This window comes from Paeniroseomonas aquatica (assembly GCF_030409335.1).
Classification (GTDB): Bacteria; Pseudomonadota; Alphaproteobacteria; order Acetobacterales; family Acetobacteraceae; genus Belnapia; species Belnapia aquatica.
This window is the reverse complement of the sequence record NZ_JAUFPN010000033.1, coordinates 1-18,304: the sequence shown is the minus strand read 5'-3', so window position 1 is coordinate 18,304 and position 18,304 is coordinate 1. Positions and strand designations below refer to the sequence as shown.

General features: G+C 73.1%; 19 protein-coding genes. 7 read left to right on the top strand and 12 right to left on the bottom strand.

Annotated elements, in window-relative coordinates:
- Nucleotides 1-51: 51 nt before the first annotated feature.
- The 3 genes from ispH to rnhA are packed head-to-tail and all read left to right on the top strand — an operon-like array spanning nt 52 to nt 2,517.
- Entirely contained in the window at nt 52-1,038 is a 987-nt protein-coding gene (gene ispH / locus QWZ14_RS03415; protein ID WP_290315162.1) for a 4-hydroxy-3-methylbut-2-enyl diphosphate reductase, read from the top strand.
- A 47-nt stretch (nt 1,039-1,085) separates the two neighbouring features.
- Nucleotides 1,086-2,066, top strand: a complete 981-nt coding sequence (locus QWZ14_RS03410; protein ID WP_290315161.1) for a homoserine kinase — start codon at nt 1,086-1,088, stop codon at nt 2,064-2,066.
- Nucleotides 2,056-2,517, top strand: a complete 462-nt coding sequence (rnhA, locus tag QWZ14_RS03405; RefSeq protein WP_290315160.1) for a ribonuclease HI — start codon at nt 2,056-2,058, stop codon at nt 2,515-2,517. Before QWZ14_RS03410 ends, rnhA begins: the two co-directional genes overlap by 11 nt.
- A gap of 103 nt (nt 2,518-2,620) precedes the next feature.
- Here rnhA and QWZ14_RS03400 read toward each other — a convergent pair whose 3' ends face one another.
- The 6 genes from QWZ14_RS03400 to QWZ14_RS03375 all read right to left on the bottom strand — a co-directional run bounded on the left by QWZ14_RS03400 (nt 2,621) and on the right by QWZ14_RS03375 (nt 7,553).
- Entirely contained in the window at nt 2,621-2,848 is a 228-nt protein-coding gene (locus QWZ14_RS03400) for a hypothetical protein (RefSeq protein WP_290315159.1), read from the bottom strand.
- 10 nt (nt 2,849-2,858) lie between these two features.
- Nucleotides 2,859-3,227, bottom strand: coding sequence for a hypothetical protein (locus QWZ14_RS03395; RefSeq protein ID WP_290315158.1), 369 nt, complete (start codon nt 3,225-3,227; stop codon nt 2,859-2,861).
- 63 nt (nt 3,228-3,290) lie between these two features.
- A complete protein-coding gene (locus tag QWZ14_RS03390; RefSeq protein WP_290315157.1) occupies nt 3,291-4,025 on the bottom strand; it encodes an endonuclease/exonuclease/phosphatase family protein in 735 nt (244 codons plus the stop codon).
- A gap of 7 nt (nt 4,026-4,032) precedes the next feature.
- The gene (locus QWZ14_RS03385; protein ID WP_290315156.1) at nt 4,033-4,641 is read right to left on the bottom strand and encodes a hypothetical protein; all 609 of its coding nucleotides are present in this window, start codon (nt 4,639-4,641) and stop codon (nt 4,033-4,035) included.
- Between the two features lie 199 nt (nt 4,642-4,840).
- Nucleotides 4,841-5,530, bottom strand: a complete 690-nt coding sequence (locus QWZ14_RS03380; protein ID WP_290315155.1) for an alpha/beta hydrolase family protein — start codon at nt 5,528-5,530, stop codon at nt 4,841-4,843.
- Nucleotides 5,531-5,606: 76 nt separating this feature from the next.
- Nucleotides 5,607-7,553: a DEAD/DEAH box helicase gene (locus tag QWZ14_RS03375; protein ID WP_290315231.1), complete on the bottom strand. Its 1,947-nt coding sequence runs from the start codon at nt 7,551-7,553 to the stop codon at nt 5,607-5,609.
- Between the two features lie 203 nt (nt 7,554-7,756).
- Between QWZ14_RS03375 and QWZ14_RS03370 the strand changes: the two genes are divergently transcribed.
- A complete protein-coding gene (locus QWZ14_RS03370) occupies nt 7,757-8,137 on the top strand; it encodes a DUF4112 domain-containing protein (protein WP_290315154.1) in 381 nt (126 codons plus the stop codon).
- A gap of 64 nt (nt 8,138-8,201) precedes the next feature.
- Here the strand turns inward: QWZ14_RS03370 and QWZ14_RS03365 are convergent, their stop codons facing one another.
- From QWZ14_RS03365 to QWZ14_RS03340, 6 genes are read right to left on the bottom strand one after another with little or no spacing between them, the layout of a single operon-like run.
- Nucleotides 8,202-9,161 (bottom strand): Bug family tripartite tricarboxylate transporter substrate binding protein, encoded by a 960-nt coding sequence (locus QWZ14_RS03365; RefSeq protein WP_290315153.1) that lies wholly within the window; start codon nt 9,159-9,161, stop codon nt 8,202-8,204.
- Nucleotides 9,162-9,186: 25 nt separating this feature from the next.
- Entirely contained in the window at nt 9,187-10,143 is a 957-nt protein-coding gene (locus tag QWZ14_RS03360; RefSeq protein WP_290315152.1) for a Bug family tripartite tricarboxylate transporter substrate binding protein, read from the bottom strand.
- Nucleotides 10,144-10,183: 40 nt separating this feature from the next.
- Nucleotides 10,184-11,740 carry an acyl-CoA carboxylase subunit beta gene (locus tag QWZ14_RS03355; protein WP_290315151.1) on the bottom strand — a complete coding sequence of 519 codons (1,557 nt, stop codon included), beginning with the start codon at nt 11,738-11,740 and terminating at the stop codon, nt 10,184-10,186.
- Nucleotides 11,741-11,788: 48 nt separating this feature from the next.
- Complete coding sequence (locus tag QWZ14_RS03350; protein WP_290315150.1) at nt 11,789-12,325, bottom strand: biotin transporter BioY; 537 nt, start codon at nt 12,323-12,325, stop codon at nt 11,789-11,791.
- A gap of 19 nt (nt 12,326-12,344) precedes the next feature.
- The gene (locus QWZ14_RS03345; RefSeq protein ID WP_353959269.1) at nt 12,345-13,712 is read right to left on the bottom strand and encodes an acetyl-CoA carboxylase biotin carboxylase subunit; all 1,368 of its coding nucleotides are present in this window, start codon (nt 13,710-13,712) and stop codon (nt 12,345-12,347) included.
- 1 nt (nt 13,713) lies between these two features.
- Entirely contained in the window at nt 13,714-13,935 is a 222-nt protein-coding gene (locus QWZ14_RS03340; RefSeq protein WP_290315149.1) for an acetyl-CoA carboxylase biotin carboxyl carrier protein subunit, read from the bottom strand.
- Nucleotides 13,936-14,022: 87 nt separating this feature from the next.
- On the opposite strand from QWZ14_RS03340, the gene QWZ14_RS03335 reads away from it, so the two are divergent.
- From QWZ14_RS03335 to QWZ14_RS03325, 3 genes are read left to right on the top strand one after another with little or no spacing between them, the layout of a single operon-like run.
- Nucleotides 14,023-14,739: a GntR family transcriptional regulator gene (locus QWZ14_RS03335; protein WP_290315148.1), complete on the top strand. Its 717-nt coding sequence runs from the start codon at nt 14,023-14,025 to the stop codon at nt 14,737-14,739.
- Nucleotides 14,740-14,795: 56 nt separating this feature from the next.
- Complete coding sequence (locus tag QWZ14_RS03330; RefSeq protein WP_290315147.1) at nt 14,796-17,174, top strand: CaiB/BaiF CoA-transferase family protein; 2,379 nt, start codon at nt 14,796-14,798, stop codon at nt 17,172-17,174.
- A 22-nt stretch (nt 17,175-17,196) separates the two neighbouring features.
- Entirely contained in the window at nt 17,197-18,177 is a 981-nt protein-coding gene (locus QWZ14_RS03325; protein WP_290315146.1) for a Bug family tripartite tricarboxylate transporter substrate binding protein, read from the top strand.
- The last annotated feature ends 127 nt before the right edge of the window (nt 18,178-18,304 follow it).

Sequence of the window (18,304 nt, the reverse complement as noted above, 5' to 3'; positions counted from 1 at the left end):
GCCTATCAGACCATCGGCACGGCAAATAGCGCCTAGCGAGCGAGAGGCACCATGGACCTGCATACCGGCAACCCGCCCGTTGGCAACCTTCCCAGCCTGAAAATCCTGCTGGCCGGGCCACGCGGCTTCTGCGCCGGCGTGGACCGCGCCATCAAGATCGTCGAGGAGGCGATCCGGCGCTACGGCGCGCCGGTCTATGTCCGGCATGAGATCGTGCACAACCGCTTCGTGGTCGAGAGCCTGGAACGCCAGGGCGCGGTCTTCGTCGAGGAGCTGGACGAGGTGCCGGACGACGCCCCCGTGGTGTTTTCCGCCCATGGCGTGCCCAAGGCGGTGCCGGCCGAGGCCAGTCGCCGCAAGCTGTTCTACCTGGACGCGACCTGTCCGCTGGTGAGCAAGGTCCACCGCGAGGCGGAACAGCATTTCGCCCGCGGCCGGCACATGCTGCTGATCGGCCATGCCGGCCATCCGGAGGTGGTCGGCACCATGGGGCAGCTGCCCGAGGGCACCGTGACCCTGATCGAGGATGCCGCCCAGGCCCGCACCGCGCCGGTGCCCTCCGGCCTGCCGCTGGCCTTCATCACCCAGACCACGCTCTCGGTCGACGACACGGCGGACATCGTCGCGGCGCTGCGGGAGCGCTTCCCGGACATCCACGCCCCGGCGAAGGAGGACATCTGCTACGCCACGACCAATCGCCAGGCCGCGGTGAAGGCCATCGCCAACCGGGCCGATCTGATGGTGGTGGTCGGGGCGCCGAATTCCTCCAACTCGCTGCGGCTGGTGGAAGTGGCGGAACGCGCCGGCTGCCCGCGGGCGGTGATGGTCCAGCGCGGCCGCGACCTGGATCTCTCCCTGGCGGAAGGCGTCAGCACCATCGGGATCACCGCCGGCGCCAGCGCCCCGGAGGTGCTGGTCGAGGAGGTGCTGACCCGGTTGCGGGAGCGCTTCAGCCTGCTGATCGAGGAGGTCGTGGTGGCGGAGGAGACCATCACCTTCAAGCTGCCGGCGGCGCTGGTGACCGAGCCGGCCCGATAGTCCCGGCGCCAGTATCCCGAGGCTCGCGGGCACGTTAGAAGCCCGCCATGGCCGTCTATACCGAAGTCACCGACGAGGCGCTGCGAACCTTCCTCGCCGCCTATCCCCTGGGCGAGCTGGTCGCCTTCCGCGGCATCGCGGAAGGCGTGGAGAATTCCAACTACGCGCTGAAGACCGGCAGCGGCGACTTCGTGTTGACGCTGTACGAGAAGCGGGTGGACCCGGTGGAGCTGCCCTGGTTCCTCGGCCTCATGGAGCATCTGGCGGCGCAGGGCCTGCGCTGCCCGCAGCCGGTGAAGGCGCGGGACGGCGTGGCGCTGCGCGAGCTTGCCGGCCGGCCGGCGGCCATCTGCACCTTCCTGCCCGGGGTCTGGCCGCGCCGGGTGCGGCCGGCGCATGCGGCGCCGCTGGGCGAGGCGCTCGGGCGGCTGCATGCGGCCAGTGCCGGCTTCCATGCGGTCCGGCCGAACGGGCTCGGGCCATCTGCCTGGGGGCCGTTGCTCGACCGCTGCCGCGCCGGCGGCGATGCCGTGCAGCCCGGGCTCATCGCCGAGCTGGACGGCAAGCTGGCGGCGATCCTGGCGGCCTGGCCGGCGACGGGGGCGCTGCCGGTCGGCCAGATCCATGCGGATCTCTTCCCGGACAATGTCTTCTTCCTGGACGGACCGGACGGCCGCCCGGTCGTCTCCGGGCTGATCGACTTCTACTTCGCCTGCACCGACCTGCTCGCCTACGACATCGCCGTCTGCCTGAACGCCTGGGCCTTCGAGCCGGACGGCGCCTACAACGTCACCCGGGCGCATGCGCTGCTGGCCGCCTACCAGCGGGTCCGGCCCCTGACCGCGGCGGAGGCGGCGGCGCTGCCGGTGCTGTGCCGCGGCGCGGCGATGCGCTTCCTGCTGACGCGGCTCTACGACTGGATGGCGACGCCGCCCGGGGCGCTGGTGACGCGCAAGGACCCGCTGGAATACCTGGCGAAGCTCCGCTTCTTCGCCGCCGCCGAAGGATCCGCCGCGCTTGGCCTCTGACCCCTCACCCCCGCCGCGGCCCAAGGTCCAGATCTGGACCGACGGCGGCTGCAAGCCGAACCCAGGCCCGGGCGGCTGGTCTGCGATACTGCTCTTCGGCACGGCGGAGCGGGAGCTGTCTGGCAACGACCCGGCCACCACCAACAACCGCATGGAGCTGATGGCGGCGATCAGCGCGCTGGAGGCGCTGACCCGTCCCTGCACGGTGGTCCTGCATACCGACAGTGAATACGTCCGCAACGGCATCAGCCGCTGGATCAACGGCTGGGTGCGCAACAACTGGCGCAACGCGGCAAAGGACCCGGTGGCGAACATGGAGCTGTGGCAGCGCCTGCTGGCCGCCGCCAAGCCGCATCAGGTCGAGTGGAAATGGGTCCGCGGCCATGCCGGCGACGCGATGAACGAGCGCGCGGACAAGCTGGCGACCGAGGCGAGGCTGCGGCTGGGCTGACCGGTCACGGCCAGGCGTCAGGCCTGCCGGGATGGATTGCCGCGCCGGCGCCGGAACACCGGCACGAGGGTGTTGCCGGCACGTCGGGGGCGGCGGTCCAGGTTCAGAGCTGCAGCGCGCCTGCGCGTGTCAGCCAGCCGTGGAACGGCGGCTCGCCGCAGTCCCGGCACCACAGTTCCCGCCGCAGGCCGATCAGGTGCAGGCGTACGTCCCGGCCCACGAGGGCGGCCAATTCCTCGCGGCCGAATGTGCGGACACGACAGGCGCAGGGCAGGCGTACGGCCTCATCGGCCGCCAGATCCGCCACGGTGAAGGTGAATGCGGCGTCCATCGGCCCGGCTCTAGGCTCCGCCCGCCCGATGCCGGGGCGCAGTGGTCCGGCGCAGCAGCACGAGGCCGTTTGCCTCCAGCGACCGGGCGAGGACATCGGCCAGGGTGGCGACGACCTCCTCCCGCGGCATGCTTCGCAGCACCTGGCCATTCACCTCCGCGCGTCCGACCGGGGGAAGGCAGGCGTCCAGCTCCTGCAGCAGCTCCGTCACGACGGCATCGACCATGCTGGCGGGCAGCGACGGCAGCAGCCCCATCCCCAGCCCGCGGGCTTCCGCGGCGGCCACGCCCAGCGGACAGGACCGCGTGGCCAGGGCGACGGATATCACCTGCCGCATGCGGCGACGGACTTCGGGTTCGATCGGGGCCGATGCGCTCATGCGGCGACCGTGTTCTATATTTGTTCGAATTTCAAGACCCGCGTCGTAGCCGGTGGCCTGCCGTCAGGGCCCGCGCGCCGGCGCCTCCGGGACAGCGCGGCCCGCCAGGTCGAATTGCGCGGTCAGGGGCAGGTGGTCCGACGCCCGGCGCGCCAGCGGCGTGTCATGGACGGCCAGGGACCGCAGCATGCCGGAGGGCCGGGTCAGGATATGGTCGAGCGACAGCATCGGCCGGAACGAGGGAAAGCCCGGCGGGCTGGCTGATGGGCCGAACACCGGCCGCAATACGGCGAGGGCCGACCTGTCCTGCCGCCATTCGTTCAGGTCGCCGAGCAGCAGGGTCGGGAGGTCCGGCCCGCGTCCCGACTGCACCGCCCGCACCAGCCTCTCCGCCTGCACGGCCCTGCGTGCGGCGCCGAGGCTGAGGTGGCAGGCCAGCAGGCGGAAAGGCCCCTCGCCCAGGTCAAGCTCGGCCACGATACCACCGCGTGGCTCGAGGCCACCGAGGCGCAGGCCCAAGGGGCCGAAGCCGACTCCGGCGCCGTCGCGGACCAGCACCACGTTGCTGCGCCACCCGCTGTGCCCCGGGCAGTCCGGGACGCGCAGCGGAATGAGGCCAAGCTCGCGCCGGATGGCCTGGAAATCGAGCATGTCCCGGCCGGGGCGAAGGTAGTGCTGGGCTTCCTGCAGCGCGATCAGGTCCGGCCTGATCTCGGCCAGCACCGCGGCGATCCGTGAGGGCCGGAACCGCCCGAACGGCCCACGTCCGCGATGCACGTTGTAGGTTGCGACCAGCATGCTGCGGCTACTCGTTACCCAGGGCATCGATGGGTCGGGCCAGCGGCGCAGGATGCCGCTGTGGCGGCCGCCCCCAGTAGATCGTCCCCAGCATGATGCCCGAGGTCGTCAGGGCGATGTCGGTCCAGGTATCGGTCCAGTCGCCGATGAGGCCCGTGGCCCACTCGAAGATCTCCCAGGACGTGCCCAAGGCCATCCCGAAGCCTGCGCCGAGCAAGGCGAGCCGGGTCGCCCGCCGGGGGCGGCCATCGACCGCCAGCAGCGCCCCGAGGACGGCACCGGCGAGAAGGCCGCTTACGAGGTGGACGATCTCGTCATAGGGGTTGGCCCCGTAGAACAAGTTCACGCCATACCCCGGACTCGAGAGCAGGGTCGCCAGCACCGGCACGGCGTCCAGCTGCCGCGGCAGGCGGCGGATGCGCCATGGCAGCGCCCGCATCCGCTCACGCGGCGGCAGGATCAGGCCAAGGCAGCCGATCAGGGCGGCAGCGGTCCCGTAGGCGGCCTGATGCTTGCCAAGGAACCACAGGCCGGCGATCACCCCGCCGAGGATGCCCAGGCAGACCCAGGCAAAGGGAGACTGGCGGGAAACATCCTCCTTCGTCAGCGGCGCCACTGGCTTTGCCCCCTCCCCGGCCAGGGAGGCCGATTGGCCGTTGCAACGCGCGAACCATCCCCGGGTGCCACATCTTGTCCAGCCGCGTCTCGAGAGGCCTGCTCCCCTCCGGCGCTCGAGCTTCCGGCGGCGCGACCGTCCGGATCCTGCCCGGGCCCGACGGCCGCCGCGGGGTGCGGCCGAGACCCCTCCGCCATGCTCATGCGTCGCCCGTGGGCCGAACGGTGATCGCCATCCACCCGGTGAGCGCGTCGAGCATCGTCGCCAGCACCGCCGCATCGGTCCGGCCGGAGCGTTTGGGGACGTGGAACCCGTGATCCCCGCCATCGATCGTGACCAGGGTCGCCCGCGTCCCAAGCTGACCGACGAGTGATTCGACCAGGGGCAGCGCCGCCAGCGCATCCCGACTCCCCTGCAGGAAAAGCATCGGAATCCCGACCTGGACAAGATGCCGGGCGCGCGTGTCCGACGGCTTCTTCGCCGGGTGCAGCGGGAAGCCGAGGAAGACCAGGCCCCGGACCTTCGGAAGCGGGGCTTCTGCCTGTGCCTGCGACGTCATCCTGCCGCCGAAGGACTTGCCTCCGGCAAAGACCGGCAGTGCAGGCAGGCGGCGCCCGGCCTGCGCCACCGCGGCCCGGACCGCGGCCTGCGCCAGGGCCGCCTTGTCCGGGCGCTTCGAGCCACGCTCCATGAAGGGGAACTGGTACCGCAGCGTGGCGACCCCTCGGTCGGCCAGGCCGTCGGCGACCGCCGACAGGAAGGGATGGGTCATACCCGCCCCCGCCCCATGCGCCAGGACGCAGCAGGCCGTCGCCCGCGCCGGAACTTGCAGGATGCCGGATACGGCCGCCCCGCCCTCGATCCCGATGCTCAAGGCGGTCCGGCGCATCTTTTGCCTCCCGGATCGCCCTGGGTGCCGGTCAGGCGCCAGGGCGCCATCGCGGGATCGCAGGCCGACCGCTTCGCTACATCGTCCGCGGGCCGCCCGTTCCCGTGCCGCGGCGCGACGCTGCTTTCGCGGCGCGCCCCACCGGCGGGGTCCAGCCCTGGCGGCTCCGCACCGCCCAGCCGAAGCGCGGATCGCCTTCCAGCAGGTGCAGGTGCTCGCGCAGCCGGTTGCGCTCGAGCCAGGCCAGCGCCGCCTCCAGCTCCGCCAGCGACATCTCGTGCCGGGCCTTGTCGCCAAGGGCGCGCTTCAGCGCAGCGTTGTAGGCATGGTACAGCCCGGCCCCGCGGGGCGGCGCCACCGCGCCGGAGACGCCCGCTGCGGCATCCTCCACCGCCTGCGCCGCCACCTGCTCGCTCAACCGGTGCCGCAACCGCCGCTCCGCCCCGGAGGGGGTCAGGAAGTCGCCCTGCAACGCCGGCGCCCGGGCGGTCGCCAACCCCGCCGCCAGCTCGGGGCCCGGCCGCAGGGTGCTGAGCCGCAGCGCCAGCGCGTTGCTCTCGAGCGGCACGATGCCGTGGCGCTGGCGCGTCTCGGCGATCTCGTCCTCCAGCCAGGCCGGCAGGTCGAGCGGCGGCTGGCGGGGCGGCCGCGGATCCTTCCGGGTCTCGGCACCCTGCTCGCGCTCCATCCGCCAGCGGAACCGCGCGAAGAGCGGGTCGTCGGGGTGGAAGACCAGGGCGCGCTGCGCCGCATAGGGTCCGGCGTGGGGGTCCACCCGCGTCGCCCGCGCCACCATCTGCTCCAGCCAGGGGCGCGAGCGGACATGCGTCAGCGCCGCCACCACCGCGACCTCGGGCGCATCCAGCCCCTCGTAGGCCATGGCGACGGTGACCAGCACCGAGGGCTCCGGCGTCAGCCGGAAGGCGGCCAGGCTCTCCTGGGCGCCGCGCTCGTCGGAGACCGCCAGCGCCATGCTGCCGGCCTGGGCAGCCGGCACCCAGCCGCGCAGAATCTCGAGGTAGCGCCGCGCCTGGATCTGGTCGGGCGCCACCACCAGCAGCTTGCCGAGGCCGCGCCCGGTCTCGCCCGGCGCGGTGCCCAGCAGCAGGCGGCGCTCGGCCCGCAGTCGCCGCGTTGCCTCGAAGGCCCGGCGCAGCAGGCCCTCGGCGAAGCCGGTCCGGAGCGCGGTGAACAAGGCCGGCCGCGTCGATTCCTGCGGTGCCGGGGCCTTCAGCCGGTGCGGGCCGAGGTGCGGCCGCTCGCCGCCGCCCTCGGGCTCCGGCCCCAGCCAGGCCGCCTCGCCGTCCAGCGCCCCGAAGGAGACCGGCAGCACCGCCTGCTCCGCCAGCGCCCGGGCCCGGCTGTAGCCGACCACCGCCCAGCCGGGGGCGGCCAGGTCGACCTCCTGCCGGCCGCCCGTCCCGCGGCGGTAGGGCAGCCAGAGGATCCGCCGGCCATCCGCCCGCTCCAGCGTGCCCGAGAGCAGCAGCCGCACCGCGGCCATGGCCAGCAGCGGCTCGATCGGCGCCGACCAGGCGGCGGCGACATCCTCCGGCCCATCCCGCCCGCCGGCGGCATCGGCCTCGCGCAGCCCGGGCAGGTGGTGGACCTCGTCGACCACCAGCAGGTAGCGGTGCCGGCGGAAGGCCGCGAGATGCAGATCGGGGGCGGCGGCGATCCCCTGGTAGGTCGTCACGTAGCCGGCCAGCCCGCGGCAGGGGTCGCCCGGGGCATTGTCGGCGGCGCGGACCGAGAGGTCATGCCCCAGGGCCTGCCGCCAGGCCGGGTCAGCGAAGACCTCCTCGGCCTGCAGCCGCAGGCTGTCGCGCGGCACCACCCAGCAGATCCGCTCGCAGATGCCGCCCGCGACCAATGCCTGGGCCGCCAGCACCGGCAGCAGCGACTTGCCGCCACCCGGGGTGACCGCGGCGAGGATGTCGCGCACCTCGCCCGCCTCGCCGGCGGCGATCGCCCGGGCAACGCCGAGGAGTTCGCGTTGATGGCTGCGAAGATTCCGCGGGATCAGGTCATGGCCCTCGTCATGCGTGGCGTGGTCCGGAGTGTGAGTCCTCGGGGCTTGCCTGTCGAGGCTCTCCTGACCGGGGCCGCTGCCCCAATCCATGAAGGCCCGGCAAACCGGCCTGGTCCAGGCACCCATTCCGCGGCGCCGGCGTTGTGCGTCGGGAAGCTGGTTCAGCGGCCTCCGAACAGGCACGAGGCTGCCCCATGACCCTGCCGATCAAGCTCACCGACCACGCCACCTCCGACCTGGGCGCCCTGGCCCGCCTCGAGACCATCGCGCGCCTCCTCGATGGTCGCTGGACGATCCCTGGAACGGGTATCAGGTTCGGCGCCGACGCCCTGCTGAGCCTGCTGCCGGCCGTCGGGCCCGTCGCGGGCATGGCGGTCTCGGCCTATCTGATCTGGGAAGCCCGCCGGCTTGGTGCCTCCGCCGGGCTTGTGCTGCGCATGGCCAGCAACGTGGGGATGGACACCCTGATCAGCGCGGTGCCGGTCGCGGGCGCGTTCGGCGACATCTTCTTCCGCGCCAACCTCCGCAACATGGCCTTGCTGCGGCAGCATGTCGAGCGGCGCGGCCGGCGATGAGCCAGGGCGGCGCGGCAATGCTGCCGCCCAATGGGGCACACCATCGCGACGCCGTCGCCTGCCGTCATTCCGCCCTGACGTTCGCGGCCCGGATGGCCTCGCCCCAGGCCTGCCGGTCGCGGGTGATCGTGGCGCCGAAAGCCGCCGGGTCTTCGAAGCCCGGCGCCAGGCCGTTGTCCAGCAGGCGCTTCTGCACGACGGGGTCCTGCAGGCTGGCGCGGATCGCCCCTGCCCAGCGCGCCACGGCCTCCTCCGGCATGCCGCGCGGACCGCAGATGCCGAACCAGCCGATGACCTCCAGCCCGGGCACGATCCGCGGCAGGCGCGGCGCGTCCGGGAAGTCCGGCCAGCCCGCCTCATCGGCCAGCGCCAGCAGGCGCAGCTCGCCGCCCTGAACCTGGCGGATGACGTCGCCGAGGTTGGTGATCAGCAGGTCGATCCGCCCGGCGATCAGGTCCAGCGCCGCCGGCGCCGCGCCGCGGTATGGCACGTGCACGATGTCGAGGCCGGCCATGCGCTTCAGCCGTTCCGCCGAGAGATGCTGCGCCGTGCCGATGCCGGCGCTGCCGTAGCTCAACCCACCGGGCCGGGACCGCGCCGCCGCCATCAGCGCCTCGAGGCTGCGATGGGGGCCGCGCGCGCCGGTCACCACGGCATAGCTGGAGCGCGCGACATTGGCGACCGGCACCAGGTCGCGGCCGACATCGATCGGGATATGCATGCCCGGCACTTCCGGGCTGATGGTCATGCTGCCCATCGGGCATTGCAGGACCGTCGAGCCATCGGTGGGGCCCCGCACCACCGCCTCGGCGGCGATGAAGCCGTTGGCGCCGGTGCGGTTCTCGACCACCGGCCGCTGGCCCAGCGCCGCCGCCACGCCATCCGCCACCACGCGCGCCACGATGTCCGAGGTGCCCCCCGGCGCGAAGCCGGCGACGATGCGGAGCGGGCGATCGGCCGGCTGCGCCAGGGCCGGCCCCGCCAGCAGCATGGTGCCCAGCAGCACCCCGATCAGCGGTTTCATCCTGCAATCCTCCTGCGGTGTCGGTTCAGTCGAGGCTGATGCGCGCAGCGCCGATCACCTCGCCCCAGAGCCGGCGATCCTGGTCGATGGTGCGGGCGAAGGCGGCCCGGTCCTCGATCCGCAGGGTCAGCCCGTTCTCCTGCAGGCGCTGCTGCAGCACCGGGTCGGCGAAGCCGTCGCGGACCGCCTCGAACCAGCGGCTGGCGGCGGCCTCCGGCATGCCCTGCGGCCCGCAAAGGCCGAACCAGCCGCTGACGGCATAGCCCGGCAAGGCCTCCGAGACCTGGCCGATGCCGGGATGGCGCGGCGAGCCGATGCCGTCGGCGAAGGCCAGCAGGCGCAGCCCCTGCCCGATTTGCGCCGCCACGTCGCCGAGGTTGGTGATGATGAAGTCGGCCCGGCCCGCGGCCACGTCCAGCACCCCGGGCGCCGCACCGCGGTAGGGCACGTGCACGAGGCTGAGTTTGCCAAGCTGGGCCAGGCGCGCACCCGAGAGGTGGGAGACCGAGCCGATGCCGGCGCTGGCATAGGAAATGCCGTCTGGCTTCGCGCGCGCCGCCGCGAGGACGTCGGCTACGCTGCGGTAGGGCGACTGGGCCGAGACCACCATCGCCTGCGTCGAATGCACGATGTTGGCGATGGGCAGCAGGTCGCGCGCCGGGTCGATCGGCAACTGCGCCCCGGGCAGTTGCGGGCTGATCGTCAGCAGGCCGGTCGAGCACTGCACCACGGTATGGCCATCCGCCGGGCTGCGCGCGGCGGCTTCGGCGGCGACGAAGCCATTGGCGCCGGTCCGGACCTCGACCACCGGACGTTGGCCGAAGCTTGGGGCGACGGCCTCGGCGACCAGGCGGTTGATGATGTCGCTGGTCCCGCCCGGGGCGAAGCCGCCCAGGATCCGCGCCTGGCGGTCCGGGAAGGCGGCGGCGGGCAGGCTGGCGCCCAGCGCCAGCACGAGGATCCAGCACGGCAATTTCTTCATGGTTTTCGTTCCCCCGTCATGCCCTTACGGGCGGCCCCGTTCAGGGGCGCATCTGCAGCCGGGACGGCTGCGGCCGCCGCAGCGGCTCCGCCAGCCTGGCGAAGTCGCAGAGCAGGCGGCGGGTGTCGCGGGGGTCGATGATCTCCTCCACCCAGAAGGTCTCCGCGGTGCGGAAGGGGGATCGCAGCTGGTTCAGCCGGTCCTCGATCTCGGCCAGCTTCGCCACCGGGTCCTCGGCCGCCTCAATCTCGGCGCGATAGGCCGCCTCGATCCCGCCTTCCAGCGGCAGCGACCCCCAGCGGGCCGAGAGCCAGGCGTAGCGCAGCGACAGCCGTCCGGCCGGCTGGTGCACCGCGCCGGCGACGCCGAAGGCGTTGCGGATGACGACGGTGCACCAGGGCACGGTGGTCTGGTTCACCGCGGCCATGGCGCGCACGCCATGCCGGATGGTCGCCGCGCGCTCCGCCTCCAGCCCGATCATGAAGCCGGGACAGTCCATCAGATAGACCACGGGCAGGTGGAAGGTCTCGGCCAGGTCGACGAAGCGCACCACCTTCTGGCAGGCATCCGCGGTCCAGGACCCGCCGTAGAAGAACGGGTCGCTCGCCAGCACCGCCACCGGATGCCCGTCCAGCCGGGCCAGGCCGGTGATGACGGAGCGGCCGAACATGCGGCCCATCTCGAAGAAGCTGCCCTGGTCGACCACCTTCTCGATGATCGGCCGCATCTGGTAGACCCGCCGGCGGTCGCGCGGCACCGCCGCCATCAGCGCCTCCTCGCGCCGCTCCGGGTCGTCGGTGCCGGGCAGGACCGGCGGGACGCCATGCACCGAGGACGGCAGGTAGGAGAGGAACCGGCGGGCGCAGGCGAAGGCCTCCTCCTCGGTGTCGACCGCGTGGTCGACACCGCCGGCGCGGCACTGGATCTCCCAGCCCCCGAGCTCCTGCTTGCTGAGATCCTGCCCGAGCCGGGAGACCACCGGCGGGCCGGCGACGAACATCGCCGAGGATTTGGTCATGACCGAGTAGTGGCTGGCCGCCAGCCGCGCCGCGCCCAGACCGGCGACCGAACCGAGGCCGAGCCCGACCACCGGCACGACCGAGAGGTTGAGGGTCGCGTAGTGGAACAGCCCGCCGCCGCCCACGCCATTCGGCAGGTTGGCGCGCCCGGTCGTGTCGATGGTCTTGACCGAGCCGCCGCCGCCCGAACCCTCGATGATGCGCAGCAGGGGTAGTTGGAACTCATTGGCCAGCCGCTCCGCCATCAGCGGCTTCTCGCGGATGGTGGCATCGGCGCTGCCGCCCCGCACGGTGAAGTCGTCGCCGGTCACCACCACCGGCCGGCCATCGATGGTGGCGCGGCCGAAGACGCAGTTGGAGGGGGTGAATTCCTCCAGCCGGTTGGCCGCGTCGTAGCGCGCCTTGCCGGCGATGGCGCCGGTCTCGTGGAAGCTGCCGGGATCGACCAGCGCCTGCACCCGCTCGCGCACCGTCAGCCGGCCGCCGTCGTGCTGGCGCTTCACCTTGTCGGCGCCGCCCATCTCCCGCGCCAGCGCCTCGCGCTGGCGGAGCTCGTCCAATTCGGCCTGCCACACCATTGTCGTATCCTTCCCTGGAGCCTGCATCGTCTTGGGCGCGGTCGTGGCTCAGCCGCGGCGCGAACCGCGCAGGGCCGCAAGCAGGGTGACGCCCAGCGCCACCTTCACCACGCTGCCCGGCAGGAACGGCAGCAGCCCCAGGGCGATGGCCCGCTCCACCCCGACCAGACCGGCCAGCCAGGCGCAACCGGCGGCCAGGATCACCGCATGGCCCATGAGAAAAAGCGCCGCGCCGCGCCAGACGCCTTGCGCCCAGCCCCGCGCTGCGAGCCAGCCGGCCAGGGCGGCGGCCGGGACGAAGCCCAGCAGGAAGCCGCCGGTCGGCCCGGCCAGCGCCGCCGGGCCGGCGCGGAAGCCGGCGAAGACCGGCAGGCCGCAGACCCCCTCGCCCAGGTAGAGCAGCAGGGTCGCGGCCCCCAGCCGCGGGCCGTAGGCGACGCCGACCAGCAGCACCAACAGGCTCTGCAGGGTCATCGGCACCGGCTGGATCGGCACCTGGATCTGCGCCGAGGCGGCGATCGCCAGGCTGCCGCCCAGGGCGAGCAGCGCCGGGCGCAGGAGGCCGGGTTTGGCAAGGCTATGCATGATGAGGTCCCTGGCTGCTTCAGGCGGCTTCGCGGGCGCGGAAGCCCTCGAGGAAATGCGTATCGACGCCGCCGGCCCGCATCGCCTCGCTGCGGAGGACGCGGGCGAGGAAAGCGGCATTGACGCGGATGCCCTCCGCCGCCACGCCGTCGAGCGCCGCGGCGAGGCGGGCCAGCGCCTCGTCCCGGGTCGGCGCATGGGCGATGAGCTTGGCGATGAGCGGGTCGTAGTAGGGCGTCAGGACGTCGCCGGCGCGGAACCCGGCGTCGATCCGCAGGCCGGTCCCCGCCGCCGGCATCCGCAACACCGCGATGGTGCCCGGCGAGGGCAGGAAGTTGCGGGCGGGATCCTCGGCGCAGAGCCGGGCCTCGACCGCATGGCCCCGCGGCGCCAGATCATCCTGGCGGAAAGGCAGCGCCTCCCCGGCGGCGACGCGCAGCTGCCATTCGACGAGGTCGAGGCCGGTGACCATCTCGGTCACCGGATGCTCCACCTGCAGCCGGGTGTTCATCTCGATGAACCAGATGCGGTCGGCGGCCAGCGGCGCGGCGGCATCGGCCACGAACTCGACGGTGCCGGCACCGACATAGCCGACCGCGCGGGCCAGCGCGACGGCGCGGCGCCCGAGCTCCGCCCGCAGCGCCGGGTCGACGCCCGGCGCCGGCGATTCCTCGACCAGCTTCTGGTTGCGGCGCTGCAGGGAGCAGTCGCGCTCCCCCAGGTGCAGCACGGTGCCGTGGGCATCGGCGAAGACCTGCACCTCGATGTGCCGGGCGCTGCCGACCAGCTTCTCCACCAGCATCCGGTCGTCGCCGAAGGCCGCGGCCTCGCGCCGGGCGGCGGCCAGGGCGGCGGGGAAGCCGGCGGCGGCCTCCACCCGGCGCATGCCGCGGCCGCCGCCGCCGGCGAAGGCCTTGATCATGACCGGGAAGCCGATGCCCCCGGCTTCCGCCGCCAGGCGCTCCGGCGACTGGTCCGCCCCGTCATAGCCCGGCACGGCGGCCACGCCGGCCTGGCGCGCCACCGCCTTGGCCGCCGCCTTGCCGCCCATGGCACGGATGGCGGAGGCCGGCGGCCCGATGAAGACCAGCCCCGCCGCGGTGCAGGCCTCGGCGAATTCGGCATTCTCGCTGAGGAAGCCGTAGCCCGGATGCACCATGCGGGCGCCGCTGCGCCGGGCCGCGGCCAGGATGGCGGGGATCGAGAGGTAGCTGTCGCGCGGCGGGGCCGGGCCGATGCGCTCCGCCGCATCGGCGGCGGCGACATGCATCGCGCCGGCATCCGCATCGGAGAAGACCGCGATGCTGCGCAGGCCGAGCCGCCGGCAGGTGGCGGCGATGCGGCAGGCGATCTCGCCGCGGTTGGCGATCAGGACGGGCCCCAGCACCTCAGGCCTCAAGCACGACGACGACCTGGCCTTCCTCGACCTGATCGCCCTCGGCGGCCAGGATGCTACGGATGGTGCCGTCGCGCGGCGCCTCCACCGGGATTTCCATCTTCATGGATTCGAGGATGAGCAGGACGTCGCCGGCCGCCACCCGCGCGCCTACCTCGACCTCGATCTTCCAGACGGCGGCGGTGATCTCGACGGGTACGGGGATGTCGGCCATGACCTTGCTCCGGACGCTTCCTATTTGTTATCACAAATCAACCGACGGTCACCGGCTGTCAAGCCGGAAACAGGGGAAGGCACAGCCATGGATGCCGAGGCTCCGCTGACGGGCGGCGACCGGGTCGCCGCCCGGGTGCATGAATGGCTGCGACTCCAGCTCATGCGCAGCCGCTTCCGCCCGGGCGAGAAGCTGAAGCTGCGCACCCTGGCGGAGGAGCTCGGGGTCAGCCCGACGCCGGTGCGGGAGGCGCTGGGCCGGCTGGTGAGCGAGGGGGCGCTCGAGCAGGTGGACCACCGCTCCGCCCGGGTGCCGGTGCTGTCGGACGAGCGGCTGCGGGAGGTCTGCGAGCTACGTAGCGACCTCGAGGGCAAGGCGGCGGCGCGGGCGGCGGAGCTGGCAGGCCCGGCCGATGCCGATCGGCTGGCCGCGATCCACGGCCGGATGAGCGCCGCCCGGGTCGAGGGCCGCGGTACCGAGATGCTGGTGGAGAACGAGCGCTTCCACATGGAGCTCTGCGCCCTGGCGCGGATGCCGGTGCTGCTGCGACTGGTCGAGGGGCTCTGGCTGCAATGCGGCCCGCTGAACGCCGCCCTGTCCCGCATGCGCTTCCTCCACCGGCCGGAGGAGCACCCGCACAACGAGGTGATCCGCGGCATCCGGCGGGGCGACGGCGCCCTCGCCCGCCTGGCGATCCAGCGGGACATCACCGTCTACGCCGACGCGCTGATCCGCCAGCTGCCGGAGATCAACGTCGCCGCCCGGATACAGGACGGCGGATTGACAGGCAAGCCGCATCCCTGATTTTGTGATAACAAATACGGCGCGGGATCCATCGCGCCGCACGAGGAAGCATGCCGATGCCGCGTGACCCCCAGGCCGTCCTGCCGCTTCGTCATCTGCGGGTGGTGGAACGCGGCGGCGGCGTCGCCCTGGCCTATGCCGGCAAGCTGTTCAGCGACTTCGGCGCCCAGGTCATCAAGCTCGAACCGCCGGGGGGCGACCCGCTGCGCCGCGAGCCGCCCCTGGTCGAGACCGGAACGGGCACGGACTCCGCGCTGTTTGCCTGGCTGAACACCAACAAGCGCAGCGTCACCCGGCTGGACGGCATCGCGGAATGCGACGTGCTGCTGGATGGCCGCCCGCCGGCGGACCGGGCGGCCGCCTCGCCGCCGGCGACCGTCACCGCCGGCATCTCCTGGTTCGGCGACAGCGGCCCCTACCGGGACTACGCCGCCAGCGACGTCACCTGCCGGGCGCTTGCCGGCATCATCGCCGGCACCGGCCCGGTGGAAGGCCCGCCCTCCATGCTGGGCGGCATCGCCGGCGCCGTGGTCGGCGGCATCGCCGCCTTCAACGCGGTGGCCGCCGCCCTTCTCCCGGGCGCCCCGCGCCGGCTGGAGGTGAGCATCCACGAGGCCAATGTCGCCGTCGCCGAGTACCAGGCCGCCCAGGGCATCACCCATCCGGAGGTCGAGCGCCGCCACGGCGTGAACCGCTTCGCCCCGACCTGCCCGCTCGGCGTCTACCCCTGCCGGGAGGGCTGGCTCGGCGTCACCATCGTCACCCCGGCGCAATTCCGCGGCTTCTGCGACATGATCGGCGCGCCCGAGGTCGGCCAGGACCCGCGCTTCGTCATCGGCTTCGACCGGCTGCGCCACGTGGCCGAGCTGGAGGCGCTGTTCGTCCCGCGCCTCCGCGAACGGACCGCCGGCGAGTGGTTCGATGAGGCGCTGCGCCGCCGGCTGCCCTTCGCCGTGGTGCCGGACATGGCCCGGCTGCTGGCGACGCCGACCCACCGGGCGCGCGATGCCTTCGGCACGGTGCGGATCGGCGCCGCCGGCATCGAGGGCCCGACCCTGCCGCAGCGGCTGACCCGGACCCCGCCCCTGGCGGGCGGCACCGCCCCCCGCCTCGGCGAGCATGACGGCCTGGCGCTGCCCGACCGCCCCGCCCGAAAGCCCGCACGCGTCTCGGCGCTGCCGCTGGCCGGGCTGCGGGTAATCGATCTCTCGATGGGCTGGGCCGGGCCGCTCTGCACCCGCCAGCTCGCCGATCTCGGCGCCGAGGTGGTGAAGGTGGAGGCTTGCCAATACCCGGACTGGTGGCGCGGCGTCGATCCGCGCCCGGCCTTCTTCGCCGAGCGGCAATACGAGAAGGACCTGCGCTTCGGCGTGCTGAACCGCAACAAGGCCGGCATCACCCTCGACCTCAGCCGCCCCGAGGGCGCCGCGCTGCTGAAGCGGCTGGTGCGGGAGGCCGATGCGGTGGTCGAGAATTACGCGCGGGAGGTGCTGCCGAAGCTCGGGCTTGACTATCCCGCCCTGGCGGCGGAGCGGCCGGACCTCGTCATGGTCTCCATGCCCGCCTTCGGCGGCAGCGGGCCCTGGCGGGACGCCCGGGCCTATGGCTCCACGCTCGAGCACGCCTCGGGCCTGCCCAGCGTGTCGGGCCAGGCGGACTGGCCGCCGACCACCAACCAGCTCGCCTATGGCGACCCGATCGGTGGGTTGAACGCCGCCGCCGCGGTGCTCACCGCCCTGCTGCACCGGCGCGAGACCGGCGAGGGCCAGCATATCGACCTGGCGCAGGTGGAGTGCATGTTCCCCCTCGTCGCGCCCTGGATCCTGGCACAATCCGCGACCGGCTCGCCCGGGCCGCGGCGCGGCAACCGGCATGCGTCGATGGTGCCGCAGGGCTGCTTCCCCTGCACCGGGGAGGGCTGGATCGCCATCTCCGTCGCCGACGATGCCGCCTGGGCCGGGCTGTGCCGCGCCATCGGCCGGGCCGACCTGGACGCCGACCCGGCGCTCGCCACCGCCGGGGGCCGCCGCGCCCGGGAGGCCGAGCTGGACGCCGCCATCGCCGCCTGGACCGCCGGCCGCGATGCGGATGCGGCCATGGCGGCCCTGCAGGCGGCAGGCGTCGCGGCCGGCGCGGTCCGCTGGCCGACGGGGCTGGTGCGGGACCCGCAGCTGGTCGCCCGCGGCTTCTGGCAGCCGGTCGAGCGGGCTTGGCTCGGCCAGCATGACCAGCCCTCCGCGCCGTTCCGCGAGGCGGGCCAGGGTCCCTTCCCGGTCCGCCGACCGGCGCCCCTGCTGGGCGAGGACAACGCGGCGGTGCTGGGGGGGCTGCTCGGGCTCCCGGCCAGGGAGCTGGCGGCGCTGGCCGCCGCCGGCATCATCGGCACGGAGGCGGTGCCGGTCTCGCAGAGGAAGTCCCGCGCCGCCGGGCAATGACGGCACCAGGGAGGAAACAAGAATGACGCATCATCCGGGACGCCGCGCCCTGACCGCGGGACTTCTCGCGCTGCCGGCCCTCGCCCGACCCCGCGGCGCGGGGGCCCAGACGGAGGCCTGGCCCAACCGGCCGATCCGGGTGATCTATCCCTTCGCGCCCGGGGCCGGCGATCTCGTGCCGCGGCTGATCTCGGAGCAGCTGCCGGCCCTGCTCGGCCAGGGGCTGGTGATCGAGCACAAGCCCGGCGCGAATACCATGATCGGCGCCGAGGCCGCGGCGCGCGCGCCGAAGGATGGCTACACGCTCGGCTGGGTGGCCAGCAGCACGCTGGTGATGAACCCGAACCTCTATCCGAACATCACCTACCGGCTGGAGGATTTCGCACCCGTCTGCCTGGCCTACCGCGCCCCCGTCGCCTTCGCGGTGACCGCCGCGCTGCCGATCCGGACGGTCGCCGAAGCGCTCGCGCATATCCGGCGCAATCCGGGCCTCGGCGTGGGCAGCGTGGGCAACGGCAGCTCGCCGCATGTGACGATGGAGATGATGATGGGCCTGGCCGGCGTGACGCTGGAAAGCGTCGCCTACCGCGGCGAGCAGGCGATCATCACCGACCTGATGACGGGCCGGGTGCCTTTCTACGCCGGCTCCACCAACTCGCTGCTGCCGCATCTGGAGAGCGGCAAGTTCCGCATCCTCGCCATCTCCTCGCCGGAGCGCCTCGCCGTCCTGCCGGAGGTGCCGACCTTCCGCGAATCGGTGCATCCCGACCTGGTGCTGCGCTACTGGCACGGCGTGGTGGCCCCGGCGGGCGTGCCGGCGCCGATCGTGGCCCGGCTTGCCGCGAGCTTCGCGGAGATCCTGCGATCCGACACGGTCCGGCAGAAGCTGCCGCCGGACATGGAGGTGGATCCGGTCCAGCTCGATGATTTCGCCGCGCTGATCCGGGAGGAGAAGGCGCGATACGGCCGCATCATCGCGGAGCGGAACATCACCGTGCAATGAGATTCGTTATGACATCGGCGGCCTGTACCCGAGAGTCCTGCTGATGGGCCAGGCAGCCCAGGCACGGTCCTGAGGCACCCGATGACATGCGCTAGGTCCTGTGGACATTTACCGTAGCCACAGAATG

Excerpts from the sequence above, each read along its gene's own strand:
- ispH (WP_290315162.1), top strand. The coding sequence starts at position 52 with ATGGACCTGCATACCGGCAACCCGCCCGTTGGCAACCTTCCCAGCCTG.
- QWZ14_RS03410 (WP_290315161.1), top strand. The coding sequence starts at position 1,086 with ATGGCCGTCTATACCGAAGTCACCGACGAGGCGCTGCGAACCTTCCTC.
- QWZ14_RS03400 (WP_290315159.1), bottom strand. The coding sequence starts at position 2,848 with ATGGACGCCGCATTCACCTTCACCGTGGCGGATCTGGCGGCCGATGAG.
- QWZ14_RS03395 (WP_290315158.1), bottom strand. The coding sequence starts at position 3,227 with ATGAGCGCATCGGCCCCGATCGAACCCGAAGTCCGTCGCCGCATGCGG.
- QWZ14_RS03390 (WP_290315157.1), bottom strand. The coding sequence starts at position 4,025 with ATGCTGGTCGCAACCTACAACGTGCATCGCGGACGTGGGCCGTTCGGG.
- QWZ14_RS03380 (WP_290315155.1), bottom strand. The coding sequence starts at position 5,530 with ATGCGCCGGACCGCCTTGAGCATCGGGATCGAGGGCGGGGCGGCCGTA.
- QWZ14_RS03370 (WP_290315154.1), top strand. The coding sequence starts at position 7,757 with ATGACCCTGCCGATCAAGCTCACCGACCACGCCACCTCCGACCTGGGC.
- QWZ14_RS03365 (WP_290315153.1), bottom strand. The coding sequence starts at position 9,161 with ATGAAACCGCTGATCGGGGTGCTGCTGGGCACCATGCTGCTGGCGGGG.
- QWZ14_RS03360 (WP_290315152.1), bottom strand. The coding sequence starts at position 10,143 with ATGAAGAAATTGCCGTGCTGGATCCTCGTGCTGGCGCTGGGCGCCAGC.
- QWZ14_RS03355 (WP_290315151.1), bottom strand. The coding sequence starts at position 11,740 with ATGGTGTGGCAGGCCGAATTGGACGAGCTCCGCCAGCGCGAGGCGCTG.
- QWZ14_RS03350 (WP_290315150.1), bottom strand. The coding sequence starts at position 12,325 with ATGCATAGCCTTGCCAAACCCGGCCTCCTGCGCCCGGCGCTGCTCGCC.
- QWZ14_RS03340 (WP_290315149.1), bottom strand. The coding sequence starts at position 13,935 with ATGGCCGACATCCCCGTACCCGTCGAGATCACCGCCGCCGTCTGGAAG.
- QWZ14_RS03335 (WP_290315148.1), top strand. The coding sequence starts at position 14,023 with ATGGATGCCGAGGCTCCGCTGACGGGCGGCGACCGGGTCGCCGCCCGG.
- QWZ14_RS03330 (WP_290315147.1), top strand. The coding sequence starts at position 14,796 with ATGCCGCGTGACCCCCAGGCCGTCCTGCCGCTTCGTCATCTGCGGGTG.
- QWZ14_RS03325 (WP_290315146.1), top strand. The coding sequence starts at position 17,197 with ATGACGCATCATCCGGGACGCCGCGCCCTGACCGCGGGACTTCTCGCG.